The organism is Paracoccus limosus (assembly GCF_009711185.1).
In the GTDB taxonomy this organism is placed as follows: domain Bacteria; phylum Pseudomonadota; class Alphaproteobacteria; order Rhodobacterales; family Rhodobacteraceae; genus Paracoccus; species Paracoccus limosus.
Genome location: NZ_WMIF01000006.1, coordinates 124133 through 142323, shown reverse-complemented (window position 1 = coordinate 142323; position 18191 = coordinate 124133). Strand labels below are relative to the sequence as shown.

Here is an 18191-nt window from a genome sequence, read left to right as displayed (position 1 = left end):
ACTATGCAGACTCCATTCCGTTCGCGCCTGATCGACGCGCTGCCCTTCTGGCTTTCACTTGGCATGGTGCCGCTGGCGCTGATCGCGGCGCGTCTTGGCGGCTGGTGGTTCCTGCTGATGCCGGCCTATGCTTGGTATCTGATGACGGTGCTGGACCGCCTTCTGGGCCTGAACGAGGAAAACCCCGACACCGAAACGCCCGAAGCGCAACTGTTCTGGTATCGCGCCATCACCATCCTGTGGTTCCCGTTGCAGGCGGCGATGATCTTTGGCGGCATCTGGTGGGTGACGCGCGGCGGCCTTGGCGGCTGGGAAAGCGTCGGGCTGTTCTTTGGCATCGGCGTCGCCTCGGGCACCATCGGCATCGTCTATGCCCATGAACTGCTGCACCAGAATAACCCGCTGGAGCGCTGGCTGGGCGATCTGCTGCTGGCCTCGACGCTTTATTCGCATTTCCGCACCGAGCATCTGTTGGTGCACCATTCATGGGTGGCGACGCCGCGCGACGCGGTCTCGGCCCGCTATAACGAGGGGTTCTTTCGCTATTTCCTGCGCGTGCTGCGCGAATGTCCTGCCAGCGCGTGGCAAGCCGAGGTGCGCAAGCTGGCCCGCGCCCGCCGCCCAGCGCTGGATCGGCGCAACCCGTTCTGGCGCTACGCCGCGCTGCAACTGGCGATGCTGGCGCTGGCACTGGTCTTGGGCGGCTGGTGGGGCCTTGGGCTGTTCGTCTGGCAGGCCTTTGTCGCAATCTGGCAGCTTGAGTTGACCAATTACGTCGAACATTACGGCCTGACCCGCAAGCATCTGGGCGATGGCCGCTATGAACATGTGCTGCCCCGGCACAGCTGGAACGCCTCGCATACGGCAACGAACTGGCTGCTGATCAACCTGCAACGCCATTCGGATCACCATTACAAGCCCGACCGCCGCTTTCCGCTGCTGCAAACCTATGCACCGGACGAGGCGCCGCAGCTGCCGCTGGGCTATCCGGCAATGACCTTCCTTGCCATGGTGCCCCCGCTGTGGCGGCGGCGGATGAACCCGCGTGTGCGGGCGTGGCGGCGGCAGTTCTACCCCGAGATCACCGACTGGCAGCCCTATAACCGGGGCGAGCTGCCGATGCCGCGCAACGCGCTTTAGCCAGTAAAAGGCCCCGCCCGGCAGAACCGAGCGGGGCTAGGCGGCCCCGTCCGCACCAGAGCTTGCGGCTGCAGGGCTTGGCGAACTTGGAAAATCGTGGGATGGGCCGCCGCTCAATGCGGCCGGGTGTCGTCCATCTCGGCGCGGATCTGCTGGCGCAGGATGTCGATCGGGATCATCTTGCCCTCGCGGCGGAAGTGCCAATAGGTCCAGCCGTTGCAGCTGGGCGCGCCTTCCAGCGCGGCACCAACCTGATGGATCGAGCCCTTGACGTCATTGCCGATCAGGCTGCCATCGGCACGGACCTTGGCCTTGTGACGGCTGTTCATCGAATACAGCTCTTCGCCCGGGCGCAGCATGCCGCGTTCGACCACCTGCCCAAAGGGCACGCGCGGCTCGGCGCGCTTGGCCTTGGTCGTGGCAATGGCGTCGCTGTCCAGCCGGCGCACGCGGGCCAGCCGCTTTTCGGCGACCTCGCGATAGGCCTCCTCGCGCTCGATGCCGATGAAATTGCGACCCAGCATCTTGGCCACGGCTCCGGTGGTGCCGGTGCCAAAGAACGGGTCCAGCACCACATCGCCCGGATTAGTCGAGCCGATCAGGATGCGATGCAGCAGCGATTCAGGCTTTTGCGTCGGATGTGCCTTGGCGCCCTCGGCATCCTTCAGCCGCTCGCCGCCGGTGCAGATCGGCAGCACCCAGTCGGAACGCATTTGCACACCTTCGTTCAGCGATTTCAGCGCCTCGTAGTTGAAGGTGTATTTCGCGCCCTCGGACTTGCTGGCCCAGATCATCGTCTCATGCGCGTTGGTCAGCCGCTTGCCGCGGAAATTCGGCATCGGATTGGCCTTGCGCCAGACCACGTCGTTCAGGATCCAGAACCCCTGGTTCTGCAGTTCGGCACCGACGCGAAAGATGTTGTGATAGCTGCCGATGACCCAGATCGCCCCGTCCGGCTTCAGGATGCGGCGCGCAGCGGCCATCCAGGCGCGGGTGAACTGGTCATAGGCGGCAAAGCCCGAAAACTGGTCCCAATGATCATCGACCGCATCGACACGGCTGTTGTCGGGCCGGTGCAGCTCGCCCTTCAATTGCAGATTGTAGGGCGGATCGGCAAAGATCAGATCGACGCTGTTTTCGGGCAGCGCGTTCATCATCTCGACGCAATCGCCGGCAAGGATCTGGTTCAAAGGAAGGGGTCGCGCCGCAGCGCGGGTTTTGCTGTCTAGTCGTGTCATCACTGCCTCGGGTTTCGGCCGTTCATCGCCGATTTGTTGCCCCAATGATGATTCAGACCCGATTCGCCGTCAAATTCTTTTTTGAATCAACCTCTTGAGAATTAACCTTTACACAAGATGTTGTGGACGGGCGCAAAGCTGCGCCGATGATGTGGGGTCACGCCCAAGTCAAGCAGCGCCTTTTTATGCGCCGGAGTCGGGTAGCCCGCATTCACTTCCCAGCCATAGCCGGGGTGCTGTTGCGCCAAATCCACCATGATCGCGTCACGAAAATTCTTGGCAAGGATCGAGGCGGCAGCGATCGACAGGCTGCGCGCATCGCCGCCGACCACGGCCTGACCGGGCATCGGCAGCTCGCGTGGCAACATGTTGCCATCGACCAGCGCCAGACAGGGCCTCTGGCGCAGCCCGTCCAACGCCCGGCACATCGCCAGATGCGAGGCGCGCAGGATGTTCAGCGCATCGATTTCATCGACGCTGGCATGGCCGACGGCCCAGTCGCAGCGCGACATGACCAGTTCGGCCAAGGCGGCCCGTCGGCGCGCGGTCAGTTTCTTGGAATCGTTCAGGCCCTCGGGGATGCAGCTCGCGTCCAGGATCACCGCCGCTGCGGTCACCGGCCCCGCCAGCGGGCCACGCCCGACCTCATCAACGCCCGCCACATGATGCGCGCCAGCACCCAGCGCCGCAGCCTCCAGACTATAGTCCGGCCCGGTCATGCGGTGACGATCACCGGTGCGATGACCACCTCTTCCAGATTTAGGCCCGCGCCCTCGCGATCCACCACCAGAAAATCGGCGGCGCGGTCCAACGGCGTCAGCACCCCATGCCATGTGCCCGCATGCAGATTGACCCCCACCCCGGCCGGCACCAGAAACGCCAAAGGCGCGCCCGGCTTGCCACCCTCATCCGGTGCCACGATCGACATCCACGGATCAGGCCCCAAGGGCACAAAGGCCTGCGAGCCCAGCGGGTGCCGTTCCAGCAGCGCACATTCATAGGGCAGGCTTACCGGCTCGGACCGAAACAGCGACAGGATCGCCTCGCCGCCGGACCGCTCGACCGTGGCCAAGGCATGGTGCCGCTCGCAGCGGCCGGCATTGATCATCTTGCTGGGCACCGCCCGCGCCACCAGCACCTCGCCAAAGGGCGCGAATTCCTCGGCCGTCAATGGCCGGATCCTGATCATGTCCATGGTTTCTTTCGTGTCCAAATATCCTCGGGGGTCCGGGGGCAGACAGCCCCCGGCGCGGCGCTCAGGCCCGTTCCATCCGTGGCAGGAATACCGTCAGCAGCCCCATCAGCGGCAGGAACGAACAGATCTTGTAGACAAAGGCGATGCCCCGGGCATCCGCCACCACCCCCAGCACGGCAGCGGCAATCCCACCCATGCCAAAGGCAAAGCCGAAAAAGATCCCGGCGATCAGCCCGGTCCGCCCCGGCACCAGCTCTTGCGCAAAGACCACGATGGCCGGAAAGGCCGAGGCCAGGATCAGCCCGATCACCACCGTCAGCACGCCGGTGGTGGCAAGCCCCGCATAGGGCAGCGCCAGCGTAAAGGGCAGGATGCCCAGGATCGAGAACCAGATCACCTTCAGCGGCCCGACCCGATCGCCGATCAACCCGCCCAACATCACACCACCAGCCATGCCGCCCAGAAACAGGAACAGCATCAGCTGCGCCTGCTGCGTGCTCAGTTGGAACTTGTCGATCAGAAAAAAGGTGTAATAGCTCGAGATGCTGGCGGTGTAGATATTCTTGGTGAATGTCAGCATGGCCAGCACGACGATGGCTGTGGCCACCCGGCCACGCGACAAGTTCAGCGACCGCACCGGACGCGCCGTGCCCGCCTTGCGCCGCCCTTCGGCCCAGGCGCCGATGCGCCACAGCACCGCCGACCCCAAAAGCGCCGCCGCCGAAAAGATTGCAATCGAGGGCCGGCCCAGCGGCACCACCACAAAGGCCGCCAGCAGCGGCCCCAGCGCCGTGCCGAAATTGCCGCCCAGCTGGAACAGCGATTGCGCCGTGCCGAACCGCCCGCCCGAGGCCACCCGCGCCACGCGCGAGCTTTCGGGATGAAACACCGACGAGCCGACGCCGATCAGCATGGCTCCCGACAGCAGCACCCAATATTCATGCGCCAAAGCCAAAAGCAGCACGCCGAAAAAGGTCGATCCCATGCCGATGGCCAGCGACATCGGCATCGGCTTTTTGTCCGTCACCGCCCCGACCACCGGCTGCAGCAACGAGGCCGTGACCTGAAAGGCAAAGGTCATCAACCCGATCTGCCAATAGGACAGCGCGAATTCCTGCCGCAGCAGCGGATAGATCGCCGCCAGCATCGACTGCATGACATCGTTGATCATGTGGCAAAGGCTGATGCCCACCAGCACCAGCCATGCCGTCGTCACCGGGGCCTGACCCCGTGCCGTTGTCGCCTGCGACATGTCCCACCCCTCCAGACCCCTTGCGCAGGGCCGCCGGGACATTCTTCCCCAGTGCCTTGATTGTCAACTCGCACACGGACTCGTGCAGAGGAAAGAACGCCGTCATGTTCGTTTGGACTTGACCTCACGTTCGGACAATCGCAGAAACTAAACTATAAAGTTTAAATTGTTCTGGAAGCTGCGCGCGAATGTCTTCGCGCCTTTGGCGGTCTTCCGATGTCACATTCCCCGCAATTCCGGACGAGGCGCTCCCCAGTCACCCAGGCATTTCATCCATGTTCGAATCTTCCGCATTTCCCCTAAGCTCCGCCGGCGCGGCCCTTTCGGCCCGCCGCAAGAACATGACGTGGCAGGCCGTGCAAGACGTCGTTTTGGACCGCATCCAGAACGGCATCTGGCGCGAAGGCGAACTGATCCCCACCGAAAGCACGCTGGCAACCGAACTCGGCTGCGCCCGGGCCACCGTAAACCGCGCCATGCAGGCCCTTGCCGAAACCGGCGTGATCGAGCGGCGGCGCAAGGTCGGCACCCGTGTCGCGGCGCATCCGCGTGTGCAGCTGGTGCGCAGCCTGCTGCGCCGCGAGCTTGAGGCAGCCGGGCACAGCTATGGCTATCGCCTGCTCTCCTGCACCGAAGTCGAACCGCCGCAAGAGGTGGCGCAGGCCATGCTGCTGCGCAGCGGAGAGCCGCTGTTGTTCAACCGGGCACTGTTTCTGGCCAACGGCGCGCCCTATTGCTGCGAAGAGCGCTGGACCAACAGCTTTGCCGCCCCCGGCATGAATGCCGATGTTCTGGCCGAAATGAGCGCCTGCGAATGGCTTCTGGGCCATGTGCCGCTGAACCGCGCCAGCCTGTCGATCGGGGTGGCCGTGGCCGATATCCGCTTCATCGCCCCGGCGCTGGCGATCCCCGAAGGCCAGCCGGTGCTGCGGCTGGAGCGGCTGGAATGGCTCAACAACATGCCGGTTTCGCTGTCGCGGCGCTATTTCCCACCAGAGCACCGTCTGGAAGCCGAGATGTAACGGCCTTTGGCGCCAAGTTGATCAGGACGCCCTTGCCTTGCGGCGGCCGTCGGGCCAAACCTCGTTTACCGAAAAAAGAAACGACAACGATAATCCGGGATCGAGCATGCCCCAGAGCCGCCCCCTGACCGGCGCCCTGCTGCGCCTTGCGCTGGCCGCCACGACCGGCCTCGTGCCGGCGGCCAGTCTGGCCGAAACCAGCCCCGTCGCGCGACCGCCGGCGCGGGCCGCGACGCTCAGCGCCACCCTGCCCGCCCAGAACGCGACCCAGCCCCGGGCGCGGGCAACCGTGCTTGGCACCACGCCCGCGACCACTCCTGCCCCGGCGGATGGCAAGCCCAAGGCGCTGGTCTCGATCTCGCCCGAGGAAATCGACACGGCGACCTATACCGGCGGCGACCTGCCGCCCGGGCAATCGGCGTTGACCGCGCGGGTGCAGGTGCTGCTGGACCGCTCGGGCATCTCGCCCGGCGTGGTCGACGGCTGGCGCGGCGGCATGAGCGAAAGCGCGCTCAAGGCGTTCCAGCGCCGGGCCGGCCTGCCGATAACCGGGCGGATGGATTTCGCCGTCTGGGATCTGCTGCATGGCTTTGCCGCCGATCCGGTGACCGGCACCTATACCATCACCGACGCCGATGCGCAGGGTCTGGTCGACCGCATCCCGACCGATTACGCCGAAAAGGCCGCGATGACCTCGCAGGGTTATACCTCGGTGCTGGAAAAGCTGGCCGAGCGCTTTCACATGGACGAGAAATTTCTGACCAAGATGAACCCCGGCATTTCCTTCAAACCGGGCGAGACGATCAGCGTCACCCTGCCGGCCAAGCCGATCCGGGCCACGGTGACGCGCATTCTGGTCGACAAGGAAACCCGCCGCGTTGCCGCCTATGACGCCAAGGGCAATCTGGTGGCGGATTATCCCGCCACCGTCGGCTCGTCGGACACACCCTCGCCGCATGGCACGCATGTGGTCAATGCGGTGGCGCTGAACCCGACCTATACCTACAACCCGCAGCGCAATTTCAAACAGGGCAACAACGACAAGGTGCTGGTGGTGCCGCCCGGCCCGAACGCGCCGGTGGGCAATGTCTGGATCGACCTCAGCGAGCCGACCTATGGCATCCACGGAACCCCGACGCCCTCGCAACTGTTCGTCAACCAGTCGCATGGCTGCGTGCGGCTGACGAACTGGGATGCGGCGGAGCTGGCGCATATGGTCAAGGCCAAGGTGACGACGGTCGAATTTCTGGATCCGGGGGTCAGCATCGCCGATGTGATGAGCGGCACCGCCCCGGCACCCGATGCCACCAAGGTCATGGCCGAGACGGCACTGTCCGCCAGCCGGCCACCGATGCGTTCGGCCAGCGTGCTGGCGCGCGCCGCGACCTCGGCCCTGCCGCCGGGCGCGGCGGCGATCACTGCCGCCGCGCCCGGCACGGCGATCACCAGCGCGCCTGCGGTGACGGTCCCGGCTGCAACCGCGCCGACTGCGGCAGCGGCCAGCCCGGCGCCTGCGGCCACACCAGTGGCGATCGAGCCCGCCCCGCCGCCGGCCGTAGCCCCGGCCGCCCCCGGCGAAACGCTGACCGAGGCTTTGGCCCGCGCCGAAGCTCTGGCCGACCAGATGTTGGCCCAAGACCAGCAACCCGCGCCCACCATCGCCTCAAGCGGCACGATCAGCACCCAAGTTCTGCCGCCCCCGACCGGGACGGCCCCGACCCCGGCGAAATAGATGCGCGGGGGCCTTGCCGGGCTGCTGATCATGGCCGCCTTGCCGGCCTTGGCGCAGGCCCCGCCTGCGCCGCGCCCCGAGGTTGATCACGCCCCCAGCACCAGACCCGAAGCGCGCCCCGAAACTCACGCCGAGGCAAAACCGCCCGAGGCGCGGCCAGCCGCCCCAGCCGATCCTCTCACCGGAGCATCCGCCGACAAAGCCGCCCCGCAAGGCGAACCCACCGCCCCCAAGGCCGCAACTACTCCCGCCGAACCGCCCGGCCCCCCGCAGTTCGAAGCCCTGCGCGAAGACGACTTCCACTATTCCGCCTGCCTGCTGGATCTCAGCCTGATGGGCGCCGATTACAGCGAACTTCCCGCCGTCACCGATCCCGACCAGCGCGATTGCGGCATCGCCCGGCCGATCATGTTGCGCGCGCCCCTGCCGGGGGTCGAGATCCCCGGCGGCGCGGTGATGCGTTGCGAAACCGCATGGCATCTGGCGCATTGGCTGGGCGATTTCGTCCGCCCCGCAGCCGACCTCTTGCCCGGCCAGCCGCGCCTTGCGGCAATCGAGCCGGGCACGACCTATCAATGCCGCCAGACCGTCGGCAATGCCGGAGAAAAGCTGTCGGAACATGCGTTCGGCAATGCCTTTGACGTCGCCGCCCTGCGCTTTCAGGATGGCAGCCGGCTGGAGATCGCGCCGCGCGAGGACAGCGGCGACATGGCCGAGGCCTTCCAGCGCGCCATCCGCGGCGCGGCCTGCCTGCATTTCACCACTGTTCTGGGACCCGGCGCCAATGCCGCCCATGACAACCACCTGCATCTGGACATCAAGGCGCGCCGGAACGGCTGGCGGCTGTGCCAATAGGCCGGCTCAGCGGCTGGCCTGCTCCAGCTCCAGATATTCGGGGCGAAAGCGAGCAAATCTGACCAGACGCGGCCAGTCGAGGATCTCGACCTCTTGCCCGGTCCAGCGCAGCAGGCCGCTGGCGCGCAGGTCGCGCACGGCGCGGTTGATGTGGATCGGCGTATAGCCAAGGATATCGGCCAGTTCTTTTTGCAGCAGCGGCAGCGTAAAGACATGGTTCTGCGCCGCCCCGACCGTTGCCAGCCGGGTGTAGATCTCGCACAGCAGATGCGCCAGATGCGCGCTGGACCGCAACGAGGCCGATGCCACCAGCCATTGCCGGTGAATGGCCGCGTCGATCACCGTGGACATCCACAAAAGCCGCGTCAGATGCGGAAAATGGGCGGTGATCTCGCGCAGTTCATCATGGCCCACGAATTCCACTTCGGAGCGCCCCATCGAGACCACATCATGTTCCAACCCCGCCAGCACGAAACCGTGCAGATCGACGAAATCGCCCGGCACATGCAGGGCGGTGATGACGCGCTCCTCGGGGCGGGCGGCATTGCGGTGCTGGCGCGCCGACATGCCGCGCAGCATCATGCAGCTGCGCGTGGCCATGCGCCCCTGCGGCACGATGATCTCGCCGGGGCCAAAGCTTTCATGTGTGGTCGGCGTCGCGCGCAGCCGGTCGATGTCTTCGGCGGACAGCTGGTCGCGACGTTGCAGGTAGCGGACGAAATATTCGGTGATCGCCATGCCGGCCTCCGGTCACAGGGGGGCGGTCAGCAACGGGCACCCATCGGTGCGTTGGCGTGGTCGGTCATGGCCTTCTCCCTTTCGTCCCATCCGGCAGCGCTGCGCCTTAGCGCGGCGGCGCCATGTTCAATGCCTCGGCCAGAAGGGCAAAACTTTGCCTTGCGCCGGGGCTCTCTCGGGTAAAGAACGCATCCAGCGCCGGGAAGATCCGCACGGCCTCGTCCAGTTTCGGATCCGAGCCCTGCGCATAGAGTCCGGCGCGGATCATCAGCTCGGATTCCGCATAAATCCCCAGCATTGCACGGGCTTTGGCGATCAGCGCATTTTCGCCGGTGCTGGCGGCATGGGGCAGCGAGCGCGAAACCGAACGCAGCACATCGACCGCCGGAAAGCGCCCCCGCTCGGCGATGGCGCGGTCAAGAACCACATGCCCGTCCAGCACGCCGCGCAGGATATCGGCGACCGGCTCCTCCATGTCCGAACCCGCGACCAGCACGCTGAAAACCGCCGTCATGTCGCCCGCCCCCTGCGGTCCCGGCCCCGAACGTTCCGCCAGCGACATGATCAGATGCGAGACCGAGGGCGGAAAGCCGCGATAGCTGGGGCTTTCGCCCGCCGCCAATGCGATTTCGCGATGGGCTTCGGCAAAGCGGGTGATCGAATCGGCCAGAAACAGCACGTGCCGGCCCTGATCGCGGAAATGCTCGGCCACGGTCATCGCGGCCCATGCGCAGCGTCGCCGCATCAGCGGCGACTGGTCCGAGGTCGCCGCCACCACCACCGCGCGCGCCATCCCCGCAGCACCCAGCGTTTCCTCGACGAATTCACGCAGCTCTCGGCCCCGCTCGCCGATCAGGCCGATCACCACCACATCGGCATCGACGCCCTTGGCCAGCGCCGAAAGCAGCGTGGATTTGCCCACGCCCGAGCCCGCGAACAGGCCCATGCGCTGGCCGCGCACCAAGGGCAGGATGGTGTCGAACACGGCAAGCCCGGTATCGAGCCGCCGCCCCAATCGGTTGCGTAATGCGGCCGGCGGCGGCGGGTTTCGGAACGCCCGCTCCTCGGCCCCGGCGGCCAGCGGCCGGCCATCAAGCGGCCGGCCCAAGGGATCGATGATTCGGCCGATCCAGCTGTTGGCCGGAGCAAGGCGCGGCGCAAACAGCAGCTCGGCCTCGCAGCCGATGGACAGCCCCTCTGCCGGCCCCTCGGGCAGGATCGCCGCCACACCCGGCGCAAGCGAGACAACCTCGCCCGCCAAGGTCGCGCCGCAAGGCATTGAAAATTCGACGCGGTCGCCCAGAGAGGCATGGGCATTCAACCCTTCGACAAGGATCAGCCCGGCCTGGATCGCCCTGACCCGGCCGAAATAGCGCGCGGGCCGGATCCGCTGTATCCGCGCTGTGATCGATCGCATTTTATCCATCGCCGGTCTCCGATTTTCACCCTGAGGATGTGCCGCGAAACCATTTCTAAACTTGTTAGAGTTAAGACCCGGTTATCGGAACTGAGGAGAAGCCTCGATGTTTGACCGGATCGATACGCTGCGCATGGCCAGTTCGCTGACCGCCCATGCCTCGGAACGACAAAAGCTGATCGCGCAGAACGTGGCCAATGCCGATACGCCGGGCTTTCGCTCGCGCGATCTGGGCCGCTTTGCCGAAACCTATCGCTCGCAGCCCGCGACAGCGCTGCGCGCGACGCGGCCCGGCCATGCCACCGGGGTAAGCTGGGGCGGCGATGACCGCCCGCTGGATGCAGGGGGCGAGCCCTCGCCCAATGGCAATACCGTCTCGATCGAGGATGAGATGATCCGCACCGCTCAGGCGCGCAAGGAATTCGACATCGCCGTCGCGGTCACGCGCTCGTCCTTGTCGCTGATCCGCACCAGCCTTGGCCGCAGGGCGTGAGGCCGGCCATGGCAGAGCTTTCCGCCGCCGACATGGCCGCCTCGGGGATGCGCGCCCAGGCCATCCGCCTGCGCCACGTCTCTGAAAACATCGCCAACGTCGATACGCCCGGCTATCGGCGCAAGCTGGTGTCCTTTCAGCAGCAGATGGATTTCGGCCGCCAGACCGGCGCCGTCACCACCAGCCCGACCCGCCTCGACAAGTCCGAGCTGCCGCAGGTCTATGACCCCTCGAACCCGATGGCTGACGAGAACGGCTATTTTGCCGGCTCGAACGTCGATCTGGTGGTCGAGGTCGCCGACGCGCGCGAGGCCAGCCGCAGCTACGAGGCCAACCTGCGCGTCTTTGAACAATCCCGCCAGATGAGCAGCGCGCTGCTGGATCTGATCCGCCGCTAGGAAAACCGCCATGATCGCTTCGACACTTGCCGCAACCGCCTATGACCGCGCCCGCCCCGCCATCGCACCGGCCGAAGGGGGCGCCCCCTCGGGCATCACTTCGGCCGCTGCCGATTTCGCCAAGGTGATGGATCAGGTCGACCTGTCCGCCACCGGCGCCATGACCGGCAAGACCGATACGCACGAGCTGGTGCAAAGCATCGCCCAGGCCGAGGTCGCGTTGGAGACCGCCGTCGCCATCCGCGACAAGGTGGTCGAAGCCTATCAGGAAATCCTGCGGATGCCGGTCTGATCCACCATGGACGAGAACCTGATCTTTGACATCACCCGGCAGGCGCTGTGGATCGCCGTGCGCATGTCGGCACCGATGCTGGCGGTGGCGCTGGTGGTCGGTGTGGTCATCGGCCTGTTTCAGGCGCTGACCTCGGTGCAGGAAATGACGCTGACCTTTGTGCCGAAGATCGGGCTGATGCTGGTGGTGCTTTGGGTCAGCATGAGCTTCATGACCGCCGCTCTGGCCGGGTTCTTTACCGACCAGTTGATCCCGATGATCGCGGGGTCCTAGGCCATGGATAACGCGATCTATGCCTCGCTGACCCGGCAATCGGGCCTGATGCGCGAAATGCGCGCCATCGCCAACAACATGGCCAACGCCAATACCACCGGCTTCCGCCGCGAGGGCGTGCTGTTTTCCGAATATATGGTGCCACTGGACGGAAGGGGCGAAACGCTGGCCATGGCCAATACCCGTGGCCGCATGATCGACCTTGAACAGGGCGGCATGACCATGACCAACGGCACCTATGATCTGGCGATCGAGGGCGACGGCTTTTTCATGGTGCAGACGCCGCAGGGCAACCGCCTGACCCGCGCCGGCGCCTTCCAGACCAATGCCGAGGGCGAGATCGTCAACCCCGACGGCTATCAGCTGCTGGACGATGGGCAGGCGCCCATCGTGATCCCGCCCGGCACCCGCAGCGTCGGCATCGGCGCGGACGGCACCGTTTCGGCCGATGGTCAGGCCCTGGGCAAGGTGGGGGTATTCGCCAATCCCGACCCCGCCGATCTGCGCCATGTCGCCGGCACGCTCTTTGATGCCGGTGCCGCGCCCGAGCCGATGGATGACGCCAAGGTCCGCCAGGGCTTCATCGAGGACTCCAACGTCAACCCCGTGACCGAGATCGCCCGCATGATCGAGGTCCAGCGCGCCTATGAACTGGGCCAATCCTTCCTGGATCAGGAAGACCAGCGCATCCGACAGGCCATCACCTCGCTGACGCGATGAAAGGAACCACGCCATGAAGGCCCTGCAGATCGCCGCCACCGGCATGAGCGCGCAGCAGATGCGCGTCGAGGTCATCTCGAACAACCTCGCCAACATGTCGACCACCGGCTACAATCCCCGCCGTGCCGAATTCGCCGACCTGCAATATCAGCAGGTGACGCGCCCCGGCACCCTGACCGCGACCACGGGCGCCATGGTGCCCGCCGGGGTCCAGTTGGGTCTGGGCGTGCGCCCGGCCTCGGTCACCGTGATGCTGGGTCAGGGCTCGCCCATCCAGACCAATGGCGATCTGGATGTCGCGATCGAGGGCAATGGCTATCTTGAGGTCACCATGCCCTCGGGGATCTCGGCCTATACCCGCGACGGCAGCCTGAAACGTTCGGCCGAGGGGCAGGTCGTGACCTCGGACGGCTATCCGCTGGTGCCCGACATCACCATCCCGCAAGAGGCAAAAAGCATCTCGATCAGCGCCTCGGGCGAGGTCTTTGCCTATTTCAACGATCAGGTCGCCCCCGAAAATCTGGGCCAGATCACGCTTGCGAACTTCGTGAACCCCAAGGGGCTCGAGGCGATCGGCTCGAACCTGTTTCTGGAAACCACCGCCTCGGGCCCGGCGCAGGTCGCCAACCCCGGCGAGGACGGGCTGGGCACCTTGCGCGCCGGCTATCTCGAGGAAAGCTCGGTCGACCCGGTGCGCGAGATCACCGAACTGATCAAGGCGCAGCGCGGCTATGAGCTGAACTCCAAGGTGATCAGCGCCGCCGACCAGATGCTGGGCGCGACGGTGCAGGTGCGGTGATGCGGTTGATCCTTGCCCTGTTGCTGCTGCCCGCACCCGCACTGGCCGATGCGGTAGTCGCGGCCCATACCCTGCGCGCCGGCACCCTGCTGACCGAGGCGGACGTGGTTCTGGTCGCGGGTCAGGCCGGCGGCATTGCCGATCCTGCCCAGGTCATTGGCCAGCAATTGCGGATGATGGTCTCGCAAGGGCGGCCTATCGAGGCGGCCTTCCTGTCGGCGCCCACTCTGGTCGAGCGCAACCAGATCGTCACCATCGCCTATGAACGCACCTCGCTGCGCATCGAGGCCGAGGGGCGCGCGCTGGGTCCGGGCAGCATCGGTCAGGTCATCCGCGTCATGAACAACAGCTCACGCGTGACCGTCTCTGGCCGGGTGGCCGCAGACGGCAGCGTGATTATTGGCGAAAACTGAAGGATTTTCATATGCGTAAGAATGCGCCCGCCACCTGCTTCCTGCTTTTGGGCTGCCTTGCCGCCGGGCTTGGGCTTTCGGCCTGTGGTCGCGTCAGTCAGGTCGGCCGCGTGCCGCAACTGAGCGCGCCCGAACAGGGGCCCGAATTTCAGGCCATGGCCACGCCGGATTATTCGGCGCAGTACCTGCCCCAGCGCCCCGACAGCGCCGCCTCGCTTTGGACCACCTCGCATAATTCGCTGGTCGCCGACCGCCGTGCATCGGATCGCGGCGACATCCTGACCGTGGTGATCGAGATCAACGATCAGGCCAGCATCCAGAACAGCTCGGGGCGCAGCCGTTCGTCCTCGGACAAGGTCAGCATCCCGGCCATGGCCGGCCTGCCGCAGCGCATCGACGACATGCTGCCCGACGGCGCCAGCATGGAGGAGCTGGCCGAGGCCAAGGGCTCGTCCACCTTCAAGGGCAGCGGCAATATCAGCCGCAAGGACAAGATCACCCTGCGCGTCGCCGCCACCGTGATCGAGCGCCTGCCGAACGGCGTGCTGCGCATCGAGGGCACGCAAGAGGTCCGCGTCAATTACGAGATCCGGGTGCTGACCGTCAGCGGCTTCGTGCGCCCGCAGGACATCGGCCGGCGCAACGAGATCGCCTATGACCGCATCGCCGGGGCCCGCATTTCCTATGGTGGCCGGGGTCAGGTCAGTGACGTGCAGCAGCCGCGCTATGGCCAGCAGGTCGCCGACATTCTGCTGCCCTATTGAGGACCGCCCGATGAAAAAGATCCTGATGATGGTCCTGCCGGTTCTGGCCTTTCTGGGCGGTGCCTTTGGCGGCGACCTCTTGCATGGCAGCGCCCCGCCGGCGGATGCTGCGGCCAAGGGCGATGGGGGCGCCACGCCCCCGGCCAAGGCCGAGGCTGGCGAGGTTGCGGCCACCCCCGCACCCGCCGCAGAGGCGACACCCGCACCGGCCGAGAAGGAAGGCGAGACGGATGCCGCCAGTGCCGAGGACTGGTTCCATTTCCCCGACCAGTTCTTCGTGCCGATCCTGCGCAATGGCAGCACTTCGGCGGTAATGGTGTTGTCGCTGACCATCGAGATGCCCGCCGCATCCCGCGCCAAGATCGAGGCACAAGAGCACCGGCTGCGCGACGCCCTGCTGAATGCGCTGATGATTCAGGCGAATACCGGCGGCTTCGACGGCAACTTCACCTCGACCGCCAGTATGGACGCCTTGCGCAGCGCCCTGCTTGCAGCCGCGCGCAAGGCCGGCGGCCCCGAAATTTCCGGCGTGCTGATCGAAGACCTTGCGCGTCAGGACCAGTAGCTCTGGCCAACGGCGGCGGTTCGCGCTAGCTGCTCGGCGACTTTGTTCGGGAAAGCAGCGTGACCCCGCCGATTACCATCCTGATGGCCAGCTACAACGGCGCCCGCTACCTGCCCGCACAGCTGGACAGCTTTCTGGCGCAGGACTGGCGCAACTGGCGGCTGCTGGTATCGGATGACGGCTCCAGCGATGATACTGGCCAGATTCTGGCTCATTACGCCCAAGGCCCGGCACGCGGCCGGATTGAGGTGATCGATGGCCCCCGCCGGGGCGCCACGGCGAATTTCCTGCATCTGCTGACGCAGGTCGACCCCGAGGGGCCGGTTGCCTTTTCTGATCAGGACGACGTCTGGCACCCCGGCAAGCTGAGCCGTGCCATGGACTGGCTGGGCCGACAGAACGGGCCAGCGGTCTATGCCGCGCGCACCACAATCTGCGATCAGGATCTGCGCCCACTAAACCCGGCACCGCATTTTCCCGGTCCGTTCGGCTTTCGCAACGCGCTGGTTCAGGCCTGCTTGCCCGGCAATACCACGGTGGCCAACCCCCAGGCGCTGGCCCTGCTGCAAGCCGGTGCCCCCGCAGCGATCCGCCGGGATGTCGTGGCGCATGACTGGTGGGTCTATCAGCTGATGTCGGGCGCGGGCGCGACGCTTTACCGCGATGCTGCGCAGGTGCTGCTGTATCGCCAGCACCCGCGCAACGTCATGGGCCGCAACGACACCACGGCGGCGCGCGCCGCCCGTTTCGCGATGCTGTTTGACGGCAGCTTTGCCGGCTGGCTCACCCGCAACGAGGCCGCCCTGACCGAAGCCGCACCTCTGCTGACGCCCGAGAATCGGGCTTTGCTGGCGCAGTTTTCGCGGCTGCTGCACCTGCCGGGCCCGGCGGCCCTGCGGCTGGCGCGCGAGATGGGCCTTTATCGCCAGACCCGTGCCGGCACCCTTGCCATCCGGCTTGCCGCCATGACCGGTCGGTTGCGGGCCCGCCCGGCCCACTGACCACGCGGCCCCAGCCATGGGCGCGGACCGCCCCCGGCGCAGGGGGTGAAGATGCCGGCGGCAAGGACTGCCGCCAGCCGCGCGCCCGGATCAGCCATGGACGCGGGTATAGGTGCCCTCGCCGGCAAGGATGCCGCGGAAACCACCGGGCTCGTCCAGCGAAAACACGATGATCGGCAGATCATTGTCCCGCGCCAGCGCGATGGCCGAGGCATCCATCACGCCCAGATGCTTTTGCAGGCATTCGTCATAGGTCACGTCGTCGTAACGCTTGGCATCGGGGAATTTCTTGGGATCCTTGTCATAGACCCCATCCACCTTGGTGCCCTTGAAGATGGCCTCGCAGTTCATCTCGTTGGCGCGCAGGGTCGCGGCGGTGTCGGTGGTGAAATAGGGGTTGCCGGTGCCCGCGGCAAAGATGCAGACGCGCTTTTTCTCCAGATGGCGGACGGCGCGGCGGCGGATATAGGGCTCGGCCACCTCGTCCATGCGGATCGCCGAGATGACGCGGGTGTGGATGCCCTCGGCCTCCAGCGCGGCCTGCATGCCCAATGCGTTCATCACCGTGGCCAGCATGCCCATGTAATCGGCGGTCGCGCGCTCCATGCCCTGCGCACTGCCCTGCAACCCGCGAAAGATGTTGCCGCCGCCGATCACCATGCAGATCTCGACGCCCATGGCGTGGACCGATTTGACCTCATGGGCGATGCGCGCGACGGTCGGCGGATGCAGGCCATAGCCCTGATCCCCCATCAGCGCCTCGCCCGAGATCTTGAGCATCACGCGCGCGTATTTGCCGGACTTCGGCGACTGTTCGGACATCGAGCTTACCTTTCACGGGGGGCAGTTTCATTGCCGCGCAAAATGTCGCAAACAGGGCGCATGTTCAACCGTTCAGGAGCCATGGCATGAACATCGCCCAGATCCTGCCCCAGATCGCGGCGGACCGGCATGTCCTGCTGGCCGGCCCCACCGCAAGCGGGAAATCGGCGCTGGCTCTGGCCTTGGCGCAGCAGCAGGGCGGGGTGATCGTGAATGGCGATGCGCTGCAGGTCTGGTCCTGCTGGCGGGTGATCAGCGCGCGCCCCTCGGCGCGGGACGAGGCCGCAGCGCCGCACCGGCTGTATGGCCATATGGCGCCGGGGGCGGACTGGTCGGTGGGGCGCTGGCTGGGACAGGTCGCCGAGCTGCTGGCGCAGGGCGAGCGGCTGATCGTCGTCGGCGGCACCGGGCTTTATCTGCATGCGCTGGGACATGGGCTGGCCGTCATCCCGCCGGTCCCGCCCGAGCTGCGCGCCGAGGCCGACCACAGGCTGGCCGCACCCGGCGGGCTGGCCGGGCTGGCGGCCGAGCTTGACGCCGAGACCGCCCGGCGCATCGACCTGCGCAACCCCGCCCGCGTCCAGCGCGCCTGGGAGGTGCTGCGCGCCACCGGCCGCGGCCTTGTCGCATGGCAGGCCGACACGCCGGCACCGCTGATCGGCCCCGAGATCAGCCAGCGCTTTGTGCTGACCACCGACCGCGACTGGCTGGCCGAGCGCATCGCGCGCCGCTTTCACCTGATGATGGCCGAGGGCGCCCTGGACGAGGTGCGCGCGATGCTGCCGCATTGGCAGCCGCCCGCGCTTTGGACCCGCGCCATCGGCGCGCCCGAGCTGATCGCTTATCTGCGCGGCGAAACCACGCTGGATCAGGCCATCGAGCGCGCCATCATCGCCAGCCGGCAATATGCCAAGGCGCAGCGGATCTTTTTCCGTGGCCGGATGAAGGACTGGCTTTCACTGCCGATCGCTGCCGCCTGACCCGGCGCGGTTAAACATTCCTCAACAATCGCGCGCTATCCTGTGATCCTCGCATCCTCCGGGCATCCCGCCTGCGGGCGGT

Annotated in this window: 22 protein-coding genes; 15 read left to right on the top strand and 7 right to left on the bottom strand. The window is 66.3% G+C overall.

The features are described from left to right. The first annotated feature begins 3 nt into the window (after positions 1-3). Complete coding sequence (locus GL279_RS06530) at positions 4-1140, top strand: alkane 1-monooxygenase (protein WP_155063820.1); 1137 nt, start codon at positions 4-6, stop codon at positions 1138-1140. A 113-nt stretch (positions 1141-1253) separates the two neighbouring features. On the opposite strand, the gene GL279_RS06525 is transcribed toward GL279_RS06530, so the two are convergent. The 4 genes from GL279_RS06525 to GL279_RS06510 form a co-directional block, all read right to left on the bottom strand. Beyond that, positions 1254-2378, bottom strand: coding sequence for a site-specific DNA-methyltransferase (locus tag GL279_RS06525; RefSeq protein WP_155063819.1), 1125 nt, complete (start codon positions 2376-2378; stop codon positions 1254-1256). A gap of 101 nt (positions 2379-2479) precedes the next feature. Then, entirely contained in the window at positions 2480-3097 is a 618-nt protein-coding gene (locus GL279_RS06520; RefSeq protein WP_155063818.1) for a ribonuclease HII, read from the bottom strand. Next, the gene (locus GL279_RS06515; RefSeq protein WP_155063817.1) at positions 3094-3573 is read right to left on the bottom strand and encodes an ureidoglycolate lyase; all 480 of its coding nucleotides are present in this window, start codon (positions 3571-3573) and stop codon (positions 3094-3096) included. The genes GL279_RS06520 and GL279_RS06515 overlap by 4 nt, the downstream gene beginning before the upstream one ends. Before the next feature lie 61 nt (positions 3574-3634). After that, entirely contained in the window at positions 3635-4825 is a 1191-nt protein-coding gene (locus GL279_RS06510) for an MFS transporter (RefSeq protein WP_155063816.1), read from the bottom strand. A gap of 356 nt (positions 4826-5181) precedes the next feature. On the opposite strand from GL279_RS06510, the gene GL279_RS06505 reads away from it, so the two are divergent. The 3 genes from GL279_RS06505 (at position 5182) to GL279_RS06495 (ending at position 8434) form a co-directional block, all read left to right on the top strand. Continuing rightward, entirely contained in the window at positions 5182-5847 is a 666-nt protein-coding gene (locus tag GL279_RS06505) for a GntR family transcriptional regulator (RefSeq protein ID WP_343039727.1), read from the top strand. A gap of 106 nt (positions 5848-5953) precedes the next feature. Beyond that, positions 5954-7579 carry a L,D-transpeptidase family protein gene (locus GL279_RS06500; protein WP_155063813.1) on the top strand — a complete coding sequence of 542 codons (1626 nt, stop codon included), beginning with the start codon at positions 5954-5956 and terminating at the stop codon, positions 7577-7579. Beyond that, entirely contained in the window at positions 7580-8434 is an 855-nt protein-coding gene (locus GL279_RS06495; RefSeq protein ID WP_155063812.1) for an extensin-like domain-containing protein, read from the top strand. A 6-nt stretch (positions 8435-8440) separates the two neighbouring features. On the opposite strand, the gene GL279_RS06490 is transcribed toward GL279_RS06495, so the two are convergent. Next, on the bottom strand, positions 8441-9172 hold the full coding sequence (locus GL279_RS06490; RefSeq protein WP_155063810.1) for a Crp/Fnr family transcriptional regulator: 732 nt from the start codon (positions 9170-9172) through the stop codon (positions 8441-8443). 106 nt (positions 9173-9278) lie between these two features. After that, the gene (locus GL279_RS06485; RefSeq protein WP_155063808.1) at positions 9279-10589 is read right to left on the bottom strand and encodes a FliI/YscN family ATPase; all 1311 of its coding nucleotides are present in this window, start codon (positions 10587-10589) and stop codon (positions 9279-9281) included. Between the two features lie 106 nt (positions 10590-10695). Between GL279_RS06485 and GL279_RS06480 the strand changes: the two genes are divergently transcribed. From GL279_RS06480 to GL279_RS06435, 10 genes are read left to right on the top strand one after another with little or no spacing between them, the layout of a single operon-like run. Continuing rightward, entirely contained in the window at positions 10696-11082 is a 387-nt protein-coding gene (locus GL279_RS06480) for a FlgB family protein (protein ID WP_155063807.1), read from the top strand. An 8-nt stretch (positions 11083-11090) separates the two neighbouring features. Next, positions 11091-11480, top strand: coding sequence for a flagellar basal body rod protein FlgC (gene flgC, locus GL279_RS06475; RefSeq protein ID WP_155063806.1), 390 nt, complete (start codon positions 11091-11093; stop codon positions 11478-11480). Positions 11481-11490: 10 nt separating this feature from the next. Continuing rightward, positions 11491-11772, top strand: a complete 282-nt coding sequence (gene fliE, locus GL279_RS06470) for a flagellar hook-basal body complex protein FliE (RefSeq protein ID WP_155063805.1) — start codon at positions 11491-11493, stop codon at positions 11770-11772. 6 nt (positions 11773-11778) lie between these two features. After that, positions 11779-12045: a flagellar biosynthetic protein FliQ gene (locus GL279_RS06465; protein WP_155063804.1), complete on the top strand. Its 267-nt coding sequence runs from the start codon at positions 11779-11781 to the stop codon at positions 12043-12045. A gap of 3 nt (positions 12046-12048) precedes the next feature. Beyond that, positions 12049-12765, top strand: coding sequence for a flagellar hook-basal body complex protein (locus GL279_RS06460; protein ID WP_155063803.1), 717 nt, complete (start codon positions 12049-12051; stop codon positions 12763-12765). A 13-nt stretch (positions 12766-12778) separates the two neighbouring features. Next, entirely contained in the window at positions 12779-13564 is a 786-nt protein-coding gene (flgG, locus tag GL279_RS06455) for a flagellar basal-body rod protein FlgG (protein ID WP_155063802.1), read from the top strand. Next, complete coding sequence (gene flgA, locus GL279_RS06450) at positions 13564-13977, top strand: flagellar basal body P-ring formation chaperone FlgA (protein WP_155063801.1); 414 nt, start codon at positions 13564-13566, stop codon at positions 13975-13977. The genes flgG and flgA overlap by 1 nt, the downstream gene beginning before the upstream one ends. An 11-nt stretch (positions 13978-13988) precedes the next feature. Beyond that, the gene (flgH, locus tag GL279_RS06445; RefSeq protein WP_155063800.1) at positions 13989-14741 is read left to right on the top strand and encodes a flagellar basal body L-ring protein FlgH; all 753 of its coding nucleotides are present in this window, start codon (positions 13989-13991) and stop codon (positions 14739-14741) included. Positions 14742-14751: 10 nt separating this feature from the next. Beyond that, positions 14752-15306 carry a hypothetical protein gene (locus GL279_RS06440; RefSeq protein ID WP_155063799.1) on the top strand — a complete coding sequence of 185 codons (555 nt, stop codon included), beginning with the start codon at positions 14752-14754 and terminating at the stop codon, positions 15304-15306. Positions 15307-15365: 59 nt separating this feature from the next. Then, positions 15366-16307, top strand: coding sequence for a glycosyltransferase (locus tag GL279_RS06435; protein ID WP_155063797.1), 942 nt, complete (start codon positions 15366-15368; stop codon positions 16305-16307). A gap of 90 nt (positions 16308-16397) precedes the next feature. On the opposite strand, the gene pyrH is transcribed toward GL279_RS06435, so the two are convergent. Next, the gene (gene pyrH, locus GL279_RS06430; protein WP_155063796.1) at positions 16398-17129 is read right to left on the bottom strand and encodes a UMP kinase; all 732 of its coding nucleotides are present in this window, start codon (positions 17127-17129) and stop codon (positions 16398-16400) included. A gap of 86 nt (positions 17130-17215) precedes the next feature. Between pyrH and miaA the strand changes: the two genes are divergently transcribed. Further along, positions 17216-18109, top strand: a complete 894-nt coding sequence (gene miaA / locus GL279_RS06425; RefSeq protein ID WP_155063794.1) for a tRNA (adenosine(37)-N6)-dimethylallyltransferase MiaA — start codon at positions 17216-17218, stop codon at positions 18107-18109. Positions 18110-18191: the final 82 nt, after the last annotated feature.